This is a genomic window from Macellibacteroides sp. (genome assembly GCF_050251695.1).
In the GTDB taxonomy this organism is placed as follows: Bacteria; Bacteroidota; Bacteroidia; order Bacteroidales; family Tannerellaceae; genus Macellibacteroides; species Macellibacteroides fermentans.
The window spans coordinates 1-11667 of sequence record NZ_JBFWMI010000097.1; the positions used below are offsets into that span (position 1 = coordinate 1).

At 38.6% G+C, this 11667-nt stretch carries 8 protein-coding genes and 1 pseudogene; 5 read left to right on the top strand and 4 right to left on the bottom strand.

Annotation, left to right across the window (positions count from 1 at the left end):
* The first annotated feature begins 1114 nt into the window (after positions 1-1114).
* From AB7E53_RS12380 to AB7E53_RS12395, 4 genes are read left to right on the top strand one after another with little or no spacing between them, the layout of a single operon-like run.
* The gene (locus AB7E53_RS12380; protein ID WP_068180664.1) at positions 1115-2902 is read left to right on the top strand and encodes an aminopeptidase P family protein; all 1788 of its coding nucleotides are present in this window, start codon (positions 1115-1117) and stop codon (positions 2900-2902) included.
* 33 nt (positions 2903-2935) lie between these two features.
* Positions 2936-3460 (top strand): gamma carbonic anhydrase family protein, encoded by a 525-nt coding sequence (locus AB7E53_RS12385; RefSeq protein WP_068180661.1) that lies wholly within the window; start codon positions 2936-2938, stop codon positions 3458-3460.
* The gene (locus AB7E53_RS12390; RefSeq protein WP_446775970.1) at positions 3461-4624 is read left to right on the top strand and encodes a serine hydrolase domain-containing protein; all 1164 of its coding nucleotides are present in this window, start codon (positions 3461-3463) and stop codon (positions 4622-4624) included.
* Between the two features lie 11 nt (positions 4625-4635).
* Positions 4636-5739, top strand: a complete 1104-nt coding sequence (locus AB7E53_RS12395; RefSeq protein ID WP_446770789.1) for a carbohydrate-binding family 9-like protein — start codon at positions 4636-4638, stop codon at positions 5737-5739.
* 78 nt (positions 5740-5817) lie between these two features.
* Here AB7E53_RS12395 and AB7E53_RS12400 read toward each other — a convergent pair whose 3' ends face one another.
* Both AB7E53_RS12400 and gltX read right to left on the bottom strand, forming a co-directional pair.
* Complete coding sequence (locus tag AB7E53_RS12400; protein ID WP_446775972.1) at positions 5818-7050, bottom strand: 3-deoxy-D-manno-octulosonic acid transferase; 1233 nt, start codon at positions 7048-7050, stop codon at positions 5818-5820.
* Positions 7051-7064: 14 nt separating this feature from the next.
* A complete protein-coding gene (gltX, locus tag AB7E53_RS12405) occupies positions 7065-8582 on the bottom strand; it encodes a glutamate--tRNA ligase (RefSeq protein ID WP_079683825.1) in 1518 nt (505 codons plus the stop codon).
* Between the two features lie 118 nt (positions 8583-8700).
* Between gltX and AB7E53_RS12410 the strand changes: the two genes are divergently transcribed.
* Complete coding sequence (locus AB7E53_RS12410; protein WP_446775974.1) at positions 8701-10731, top strand: HD family phosphohydrolase; 2031 nt, start codon at positions 8701-8703, stop codon at positions 10729-10731.
* On the opposite strand, the gene AB7E53_RS12415 is transcribed toward AB7E53_RS12410, so the two are convergent.
* Complete coding sequence (locus AB7E53_RS12415; protein WP_446775976.1) at positions 10706-11194, bottom strand: low molecular weight protein-tyrosine-phosphatase; 489 nt, start codon at positions 11192-11194, stop codon at positions 10706-10708. The two genes, AB7E53_RS12410 and AB7E53_RS12415, sit on opposite strands and share 26 nt — an antisense overlap.
* A 62-nt stretch (positions 11195-11256) precedes the next feature.
* Positions 11257-11667, bottom strand: a pseudogene (locus AB7E53_RS12420) (replication restart helicase PriA); the annotation flags it as partial.

Here is an 11667-nt window from a genome sequence, read left to right on the forward strand (position 1 = left end):
TTGATATGTAAATCTTTCAAAGAACTCTTGTTTGTTGCATTTTCAACCGTTTTGATCCGGTGTGAAAGCGGGTGCAAAGATAAGACTTTTTATTTTAAACCACCAAATGTTTTCGGAAGTTTTTTTTTAAAAAGTTTCGGGCCATCTTAATGTCGCTGCAGGATTCTTGCTTAGCCTCGCTAACCTCACCTTATGCTATCCATTTAAATTCCCTCATCATATTGCTGTGCCGTTCTCTCTTGAATGCGGGTGCAAAAGTAGTGCTTTACAACATACACTCCAAACCTTTAGCAAACTATTTTCACAAGCATTTTAACACATTTATCCTTAACCCCTGAATACCCGCACATTACACTCCAAACTTTTTTTTAATCCCCCTAGATACCGTTTCGAAACCATTTCCCCTCGCGTACATTGTATATATTAAGAGAAAGTGCAATACAGCGTGAATAAGGAACGTTTCGGAATATGCCAGGATAAAATACGACTCTATTGTCAATTAGTGCTCAAAAAAAGTGAATATAACATCGTTGACGTTACGAGAAAATCTCTTCTCTGAAAAAATAAATCCTAAAACAGCATAAAAGAACATCCCTACACCTCTACCTAGGTTATTTAAAACCCCAAACGAAATGGTAATATTTTAATATCATAACACTGATTTGTCCGTATTCTTTGAAAAAATACATAGTCTATCTTTGAACTAAATTCCAATATTTTGGAAATCGATATATTTAACTTTGAAACAAGGTTACCAGATCTTTTAAAACCCTCAATAAACAATGAAAAAACAATCTAATAGCAATGATCAAAAATCCCAGGTACTTTTCATTTTAAAAGTCATAACATTTTCTCCAAAAAGTATATACTTTCTGAAGAAAATGTACCCGCAAATTTTTGCTTAACTCTATGTTAATTTAAATCGGATTATAAATATTGAGAACAGAATACGTATGCACTTTTGTTATATATATGGATAATCTAATAAAACAACATCGCAGAGAAATGTCTCTTCTGCAGCAAGGTTTCTTATTTTGTTAACGACCTCGTGTAGTATATAAATATATTCCCTATTTTTGCATTAGTTAGTATGAATCTCTAAATAAAAAATACGATGAAAACAATCATTCAGCAACGCATCAGTGCTCTTAGAGAGTCTATGAAGCATTTTGGCTTGGGAGCCTATATAATTCCCAGTTCGGATCCTCACCTCAGTGAATATCCGGCGGACTGCTGGAAATCACGGCAATGGATATCTGGTTTCACTGGTTCGGCGGGAACTGTTGTCGTTACGGCCGACAAAGCCGGATTGTGGACAGATTCAAGGTATTTTCTTCAAGCATCCAAAGAACTGGAAGGATCGGGTATAGAGTTGTATAAAGCAGGTCTACCTGAAACTCCGGGGATTGCAGCTTTTCTATTACGAAATCTGAATGAAAATGAGACTGTAGGATTGGATGGGCAGACTTATAGTGTGGCTGATGCTGTAGAATTAAATTCGGTATTGAAGAAAAAGAAAATCTCGCTGGATGTTTCAAGAGATTTAATCCACGCCATTTGGAAAGACAGGCCGGCTTTACCCGGAGGTATGCTATTTGAATTACCTATAGAGTATAGCGGGAAATCGACACGAGATAAATTGGACGATATAAATACGAAATTACACGAAGCCGGAGCCGATGGCATTGTACTTTCTGCCCTGGATGAAATTGCCTGGACCTTCAATATCCGGGGAAACGACGTAGAATATAATCCTGTAGTTGTAAGTTACGCCTTTATTTCGGAAGAAGAGACAGTTCTTTTTGTACTTCCGGGAAAACTAACTTCCGACATGGCTAAAAAGCTACAAGCAGAAGGGGTTATTTTGGCCGATTACACCAAAATCACCTCTTACCTGGCAAAATTAAAAGAGAATACGCGCTTATATCTGGATCCTAAAAAAACAAATTTTGCACTATATAACGCTCTGCCGTTCTCTTGCGATGTTATAGAAGGTCCGTCGCCGGTAGCATTGCTAAAAAGCATCAAAAATGAAAAAGAGATTGAAGGATTTAACAATGCAATGGTAAGAGATGGTGTTGCCCTTACCCGCTTTTTCATCTGGCTGGAGAAATCATTGGCTACAGGGAAACAGGTTACCGAACTAAGTCTCAGTGAAAAGTTGGCAGACTTCAGGAGTAAGCAGTCCCATTATGTAAGTGAAAGTTTTGAAACAATTGCAGGATATAATGCTCATGGTGCTATTGTTCACTATGGAGCTACTCCCGAAAGCAATGCGAAACTTGCCAACGACGGATTACTTCTGTTAGATTCCGGAGCACAGTATTTCGATGGAACAACAGACATCACACGCACTATTGCTCTGGGTGAACCTACAGAAGCAATGAAAAAAGACTTCACCCGGGTGCTTAAAGGTCACATCAGTCTGGCAAAATGTAAATTTCCCCAGGGAACAAGGGGGTCTCAGCTTGACATATTAGCCAGAAAAGCATTATGGGATAACGGAATCAACTATATGCATGGAACCGGACATGGAATTGGTCATTTCCTAAACGTGCATGAAGGTCCGCAAAGTATACGGATGGAGGAAAACCCGGTAGCTCTGCAACCAGGCATGGTTATCAGTAACGAACCCGGAGTTTACCGAACAGACGAATACGGGATCCGCATCGAGAATCTGATTCTGGTTAGGGAAGACAGCGAAACGGAATTCGGAAAATTCTATAGTTTTGAAACGCTTACCCTTTTCCCTATTGACAGAAACCTGGTGATTACCTCTATGCTATCTGCCCGCGAACATGCATGGCTAAACAGATATCACCAACTTGTATACGAGAAACTAAGTCCTTTCTTATTTGAAGAAGAAAAGGAATGGCTTAAAAACAAAACAGCCGAACTGTAAACAGACGGCTACAATAAATAAATAACAAATAAAATGGCTTTAATAAAATCAGTAAGAGGATTTACTCCCAAAATCGGGAACGATACATTCCTGGCAGATAATGCGACTATCATTGGTGATGTTGAAATTGGGGACGGATGCAGCATATGGTTTGGAACCGTGCTAAGAGGTGATGTAAATTCTATTCGCATCGGGAATGGGGTCAACATACAAGACGGATCTGTTTTACATACGTTGTACCAGAAATCGATCATTGAGATTGGCAACAACGTATCTGTTGGACACAACGTGGTAATTCACGGAGCTAAAGTATGCGATGGAGCTTTATTGGGCATGGGATCAATTATCCTTGATCATGCGGTGATTGGAGAAGGTGCTATTATTGCAGCTGGAGCCGTGGTGCTAAGCAATACACAGGTTGAACCGGGAAGTATCTATGCTGGTGCTCCGGCAAAGTTTATAAAGAAGGTAGATCCGGAACAGGCTAAAGAAATGAATCAGAAAATAGCGAACAATTACCATATGTATGCTTCGTGGTACAAAGAGGAATCTGAATAAATGAAAAAGATTATAGGCGCATTGCTCCTTGTTTGTATTTTTGTTGGAGGGTATCTATTAATACCCTCCAACTATTATCTACGGCAAACAATCGTTCATTTGTATCCCAAAATTGATCAATATCCAATTTTTGAAAACAGAAAAGTTTCGGCAAAAGATCCTCAACCATGGGAAACAGCTGATGTATACAACAAACTGTCTATTAACCCGACCTATCTACCCCAGTTTAAAAAACACGGCACGGTTGCTTTTCTTGTGATTCAAGATAGTGCATTAGTTTTTGAACAGTATTGGGAGGATTATTCGGATCAAAAAAGAAGTAACTCGTTTTCTATGGCTAAAAGTATAGTCTCCCTGGCTATCGGATGTGCCATTGATGATGGTTTGATTGCCAGCACAAATCAGGCTGTTAGTGATTTTATTCCAGAATTCAATTCATTTAATGGGAAGAAGCTTACGATAAAACACCTGCTCACCATGAGTGCTGGTGTTGATTTTGAAGAGTCGTATGTTTCTCCTTTTTCTCCAACAACGCAACTTTATTATGGTGATAATCTAAAGGATGTTGTTTATGGAATGAAAATGATTGAAGAGCCGGGTATTTACTTCAATTACCAAAGTGGCGTTACCCAATTATTGGCTTTTATCGTTGAAAAAGCTACTGGCGAGAGTTTAAGCGCTTATGTATCAAGACGGCTTTGGACTCCAATGCATGCAGAAGAGGATGCTTTGTGGAGCCTGGATCATAAAGGTGGATCGGAAAAGGCGTATTGCTGTTTCAATTCTAATGCGCGAGACTTCGCGCGGTTTGGACAGCTTATTCTAAACAACGGTTCCTGGGATGGCAATCAGCTAGTATCTGCATCTTATATTAAAGAAGCAATTACTCCGGATACCTTGTTGATAGATAAAAAATACAATGAACCTAACAGGCACTATGGATATCAATTCTGGAAATTGAATTTTGAAGGATCTGAAGTAGTTTACATGCGGGGTATGCTTGGACAATATGTATTTGTAATTCCCGACAAAAGAGCCATTGTTGTGAGACTTGGACATAAAAGAGGCGAAAATTATACAAGTCAGCATTATCCTGACGATATTGATGTTTGGCTAAAAGCAGCATCCGACTTATTGAATCAAAAAGAAAACAAAACATTCTAAACAGATATGCAATGAATTACACTAAATTATTTTTAAGCGTTGTAGCATTATCGCAGGTTTCTCTTTCTGCTTTTCCGGCATTGAAAGATAAAGAGATCATGTATAAAACTCCCGAACCGCTAAATCCTCCTACGTACATTTGTTATAAAGCTCCCTCTAAAATTACAATAGACGGTAAATTATCTAAATCTGAATGGGATGCGATACCCTGGACATCCGACTTTGTAGATATTGAAGGAGATAAGCAACCTCTCCCCTATCTTCAAACCCGGGCAAAGATGACATACGATCAGGACGGGATGTATTTTGCCGTATTGATGGAAGAACCTCACGTTTGGGCAACCATCAAGGAGCACGATGCCGTAATATATCATGACAATGATTTTGAAATTTTCCTGAATCCTTCTGGAGATACACATAACTATCTTGAATACGAAATCAATGCTTACGGCACGGATTGGGACCTTTTCTTAAACAAGCCTTATCGCGATCCGGGTAATATTGTTTTAAATAACTGGGAATTTGCCGGCATGAAAAAAGCCGTGTATGTAGATGGAACATTGAATAATCCAAAAGACAAGGATAAGTCCTGGAGTGTTGAAGTGTTTATTCCCTGGAAGTCCATTTATCAGGTTATGCGTGGAAAGGAAAAGCCTCAAGACGGTGATCAGCTTCGTATTAACTTCTCACGCGTGCAATGGCCAACTAAAATTGAGAATAACAAATATGTGAAAGTCCCCAAACAAGGGCAAGATAAAATTGCTGAATACAACTGGGTTTGGGCTCCCACCGGAGTAATTAATATTCACTTGCCGGAGTATTGGGGATATGTGCAACTATCAAATAAGGTAGCAGGAAAAGGAGAAGATGTATTTAAAGCAAATCCTGATGAAGAATATAAGTGGATTTTGCGTCAGTTATATTACCGTCAACAAGAATATAAATCGGTCAACGGCGAATACGCCTCTAAGGTTTCAAGTCTCAAGCCTGAAGAAGTCTGCAAACCCGAAGTAGCCAAACGTATTAAATTATATACAACACCTGGGTACTACGAACTCACACTTTCCGCCCCTAATAAACTATGGCACATCCGCCACGACGGATTGGTTTGGTAAAAAAAGAAAGGTTACAGCTCAATTGAACTGTAACCTTTCTTTTTCTTTTGAATGATTGCTGATCCGATATATTTATCCTCACAAGGGTATCGATGCAATTATTCTATTTGTTGCTCCAATGTTGCTTTTTACAAAATCTCCAGCGGCAACTCCGGCGGCTTCAAGTAAATCACGATAGGTAGAAAGTTCTTCCATTTTGGATTCGAAAGTCTTTTCATCTGTTATTGAAAATGCGCCTCCTACCTGCAACAAATCTCTAGCCTCTTTAAACTTCTGATACTTCGGTCCGAATATCACTGGTATTCCATAAACAGCAGCTTCCAAAACATTGTGGATACCTGCACCAAAACCACCCCCGATATAGGCTAAATCTCCATAACGATAGATAGAAGACAATAACCCGAAACTATCTACTATAAGACAAGATTTTCCTTTAATGTCTTTTTCCGTTGCCTCAGACAAACGAATAGAGGGTCGTTTTAACATTGATTCGATATTCATCAAGTGATCTTTATGGATCTCGTGTGGAGCAATTATAAGCTTCAACTCCGGATGCTCATTGAAATAATTCAGATAAACCTCTTCATCCTGTTGCCAAGAGCTTCCGGCTACCATCGTTAACTGATTGTCGGATCTGTTATTATTAACAAACAGGTCGACCATTGGAACTTGCTTAGTGTTCTTATACACGTCTTGTACCCGATCAAAACGAGTGTCTCCGAAGACAGAAACATTCGTAACACCATACTTCGAAAGCAATTCGCGCGATGCATCATCCTGTACAAAAATATGAGTGAAATAAGAAAGGACCTTTCTGTACATTCCTCCATACCATTTGAAAAACAGTTGCTCTTTCCTGAATATGGCTGAAACGATATATACCGGAATATTTCGTCTTTTCAGTTCACTTAAATAATTATCCCAAAACTCGTACTTTATAAATATCGCCATCACAGGTTTTGACAGGTCAAGAAACTTCTTAACCCGGTATGGGGTGTCGAACGGAAGATAACATACCACATCAGCCCCTCCGTAATTTTTTCTTACTTCATAACCCGAAGGAGAGAAAAAAGTAAGCAGAATCTTATACTCAGGATGTTCTGCCTTAATCTTCTCAATTAAAGGGCGTCCTTGTTCAAATTCGCCCAATGAAGAGGCATGAAACCAAATATACTTCGCATTCCGGTCTATCTTCTCCCGAAGAATTCCGTTCGTTTTCCATTGGCCTAAACGCATTAATCTGGCCTTTTTATGAAAAGGAGAAATCAATTCAATAAAAAATGCGTAAAGGTGGATTATAAGACTATACATATCTTATATACTTGTTATTTTAATATTTCAATAGCACGTTGCAAACGGGCAATAGTCTCCTCCTTACCCAAGGCTTCTGTAATATTGAAAATATGCGGTCCTTTGGACTCTCCCACCAATGCCAGGCGAAATGCATTCATTATATTTCCTAAATGGTACTGATTCTGTTCAATCCATCCCTTTACAATCTCTTCCGTATTCTCTACTCCGAAATCATCTACAGTACGCAATACTTCGATAAGTTCTGTCAACTGGGCTGACGAATTATCTTTCCAACGCTTCTTTACCGTTTTCTCATCGTATGAAAGCGGTGCTACAAAGAAGAATGCCGACTGATCCCAAAGTTCTTTGACAAAGTTTACGCGTTCTTTCATTAATGAAACAACCTTTTCTACATAGGAGGAGCAAACTTCAATTCCTTTTTCTGCCAAAACTGGTTGAAATAATGCCGCTAACGTTGCGTTATCTTTTTTCTGTATATATTGATGATTAAACCATTTTCCCTTCTCATAATCGAACTTGGCTCCACTTTTACTACAGTGTTCAAGTGAAAACAATTTAACCAGCTCATCCATAGTTAAAATTTCCTGGTCATTTCCCGGATTCCAGCCTAATAACGCAAGGAAGTTGACAACTGCTTCAGGCAAATACCCGCTTTCTCTGTATCCTGAAGAGATATCTCCGCTCACAGGATCTTTCCATTCCAAAGGAAATACGGGAAAACCCAACCGATCACCATCCCGTTTACTTAACTTTCCATTTCCTTCAGGTTTAAGCAATAAAGGAAGATGGGCAAAGGCAGGCATTGTATCTGTCCATCCCAGGTAGCGATACAACAATACATGTAATGGAGCACTGGGAAGCCATTCTTCACCACGAATCACATGAGTAACTTCCATTAAATGGTCGTCTACTATATTGGCCATATGATAAGTGGGAAGTTGATCTGCTGATTTATATAGAACTTTATCATCCAATACAGAAGAGTTGATGATCACTTCTCCACGTATCAGATCGTTTACAACAATATTTTCATTGGGCTCGATCTTAATCCTGACCACATACTGATTACCCGCAGCAATCAATGTGTTGGTCTCTTCAGCTGATAAAGTAAGTGAATTACGCATCTGCAGACGGGTAGAAGCGTCGTACTGAAAGTTGGCAATAGCGTTTCTTTTTTCTTCCAACTCCGATGGAGTATCAAATGCGATATATGCCAACCCATTGCTTATAAGCTGATCTACATACTGCTTATATATCTCCTTACGCTCACTTTGACGATATGGACCGTAATTTCCACCAAAGCCTACTCCTTCATCAAATTTAATACCCAGCCATGTTAATGCCTCTATGATATAATCTTCTGCTCCAGGCACAAATCGTTGAGAATCTGTATCTTCGATACGAAGGATTAAATCACCGCCATTTTGTTTAGCAAATAAGTAATTGTATAAAGCTGTACGTACGCCACCAATATGTAATGCACCTGTGGGGCTTGGCGCAAAGCGAACTCTAACTTTTCTTTGGGACATAATGTTCTTGTATTGTTATAATAATTGGGCAAAAGTAGACCTTTTTTTTCTCATAGTAAACTTTTTTATGTACATTTCGCCATAAAATATGTACTTTTGACCAGAAATAACGAACAATATGACAGTAAAAAACTTCAAAATACCTTCTGCAGTTTACTTTATTGTAACCGCTCTGCTTATTGCCTACTTCTTTCCCAGAGAGGGGAAATTCAGATACCAATTTTTTGAAGGAAAGCCCTGGAAATACGGACTTTTGACTGCGCCCTCCAATTTTCCTATTTACAAGACAGATAAAGAGGTAGCACTGGAAAAAGACAGCGTTCTTAAAGATTTCAAGCCCTATTACAAGATTAACCGTACCATAGAGGCTGCACAAAAAGAAAAGCTTAGAAAAGACTATACAACAACGTTGAAACATATTGCCGGATCTTCCTACATGCAATATGTAGAACACTCTTTATCTAATCTGTATGCCAGAGGAATTGTATCCTACGAATCACTGAATCAACTTAATAAGGACAATTATGCTGAAATAAATGTAGTTGAGAACAATGTTTCAAAAGCTCACTTTGTAAGTGATTTATTTACGGTTAAAACGGCTTACGAATTTATTATCAACAATTGCCCTCCCCGATTAGACAAGAAAGTACTTAAAGCTTGTGATATAAATAATTATCTGGTGGAGAATGTGTCTTACGACAGCACAATGACTGCCAGAGTAAAGGATGAACTGTTACAAAATGTATCTCTTGCATCTGGAATGGTACAAGCTGGCGAACGTATTGTTGACCGTGGAGAAATTATTGATGGATATACTTACAATGTGTTACGGTCGTTAAAGATAGTGTACGAAAATAAGACAGGAGGTAATCAGCGGATGGGAATGATCCTCGGAGGACAGTTTGTTCTTGTGATGGGAATCATGCTATGTATGTGGTTGTACTTGTGGTCTTTCCGTGTAAAGATTTTTCATAATCAGCGTAGTGTTATATTCTTGTTATTAACAATTATTGTACCATGTTTGCTTACGGAATTCTGCGTTACCTATGGCTTATTTAACGTATATATTCTTCCGTATGCAATTGCCCCCATTGTAGTTCGTACATTTTTTGATTCGCGAACAGCCTTATTTATGCATCTGGTAACCATTCTTTTGTGTTCGTTAATGGTTCCTTTTCCTCATGAGTTCCTTCTACTACAGACGGTAGCAGGTATGGTAGTTACGTTTAGTCTGAAAGAGTTGTCTGAAAGATCACAGTTAATCAGATCATCCTTCTTTATTTTTATAGCTTATGTTATAATATACTTAAGTCTGGCGGTTTATCAGGAAGCTGATTTCCAGAAAATAAACTGGATGATGCTGCTTTATTTCGGTATTAATTTTATACTGCTCACTTTTGCCTACTTATTGGTTTACATGTTAGAGAAAACCTTTGGATATGTATCCAGTATAACTTTGGTCGAATTATCAAATATCAATAATCCACTGTTAAAAAGTCTGTCGGAGACTTGTCCGGGAACTTTTCAACACTCCCTGCATGTTTCTATTCTTGCAGCTGATGCCGCATCCAGAGTTGGTGCGAATTCTCAATTGGTGCGTACCGGAGCATTGTATCACGACATAGGTAAGATGAGTAATCCGGCATTCTTTACTGAAAACCAAAGCAGTGTTAATCCACATGAAAAATTATCACTTGACGAGAGTGCACAAATTATTATCAGTCACGTTACTGAAGGTGTTAAAATTGCAGAGAAAGCAATGCTACCTAAAGCAATAATTAATTTTATACGAACTCATCACGGAAATGGTAAAGCGAAGTACTTTTACAATTCGCTAAAAAATCTCAATCCTGATCAGGAAATTGATGAAAGTCTGTTTACCTATCCGGGACCGAATCCCTTTACCAAGGAAACGGCCATACTTATGATGGCCGATGCCGTGGAAGCTACATCCCGCAGTTTAAAAGAGTACACTGAAGCAAATATTAAAGAAGTTGTAAACCGGATCGTCGAAGGGCAAATAGCCGATGGTCTGCTTAGAAATACGCCTCTTACCTACCGTGATGTGGAGACAATTAAAAATGTATTTTGTGAAAAATTAAAAACAATGTACCATACAAGAATCAGTTATCCCGATCTGAAGAAATAGCTTCCAATAATCCGGAACAGGCATCTTCTAAAAGATCAAGTACCAGTTCGAACCCCTCAGCACCACCATAGTATGGATCAGGAATATGATCGTATGCATGTGTACTTAAATATTCAGACATGCGATGAATTTTGGATGAAGATTCCAAATCAGGAGCTAGTTTCTTTAAATCCTGGATGTTTCGGTCGTCCATTCCTATGATAAGATCAAAATTATAAAAATCGGCTATTTTTACGGGACGGGATCTTGAATCCAATGTATAGCCTCTTTTAGAAGCATGCTTTCTCATACGGGGATCGGGAAGCTCTCCTTGATGAATACCAAGTATTCCAGCCGAATCAATCTCTATTTCATGTTCTAAACCGGACTCTTTAACCAGCTTTTTCATCACACCTTCTGCTGAAGGAGAGCGACAAATATTTCCTAAACAGACAAACAGTAATCTTAATTTTTCTTGTTTCATACGTATGCAAACTTTTAATAAATAAAGGGCATGTAACCCACTTCAATTTCATAAATAAACCATTATGCCGGATCAACATCAAAATGCACCAATAACTGCTTGTAAGCAGAATTCATCTGCATTTCATGTTGTACCGCTTCAAGCAGCTTCCGAACAGGAGATATATTGGCCGAAATTTCTATTTTTAGAACAATTTTCTTTATATGTAATGATTGAACTCTTGTAACCGGGGGAGAAACCGGTCCTAAAACCCTGTCACCCAGTTTTTCTCTCAGTTTAGCCGCAAATAATAGAGATTGTTCTTGCAATACAGCTTCATTACGGCTTCTTAGGACTACAACAATTAGTCTGTAATATGGCGGATAGCGGAACATGCTTCGCTCGGTTAATTGCATCTTTGCCATTTCCTGATATGCAAAACGCTGTACCATTTGAATTAATGGATGCTCTGGTTGAGTGGTTTGAAGAATAAC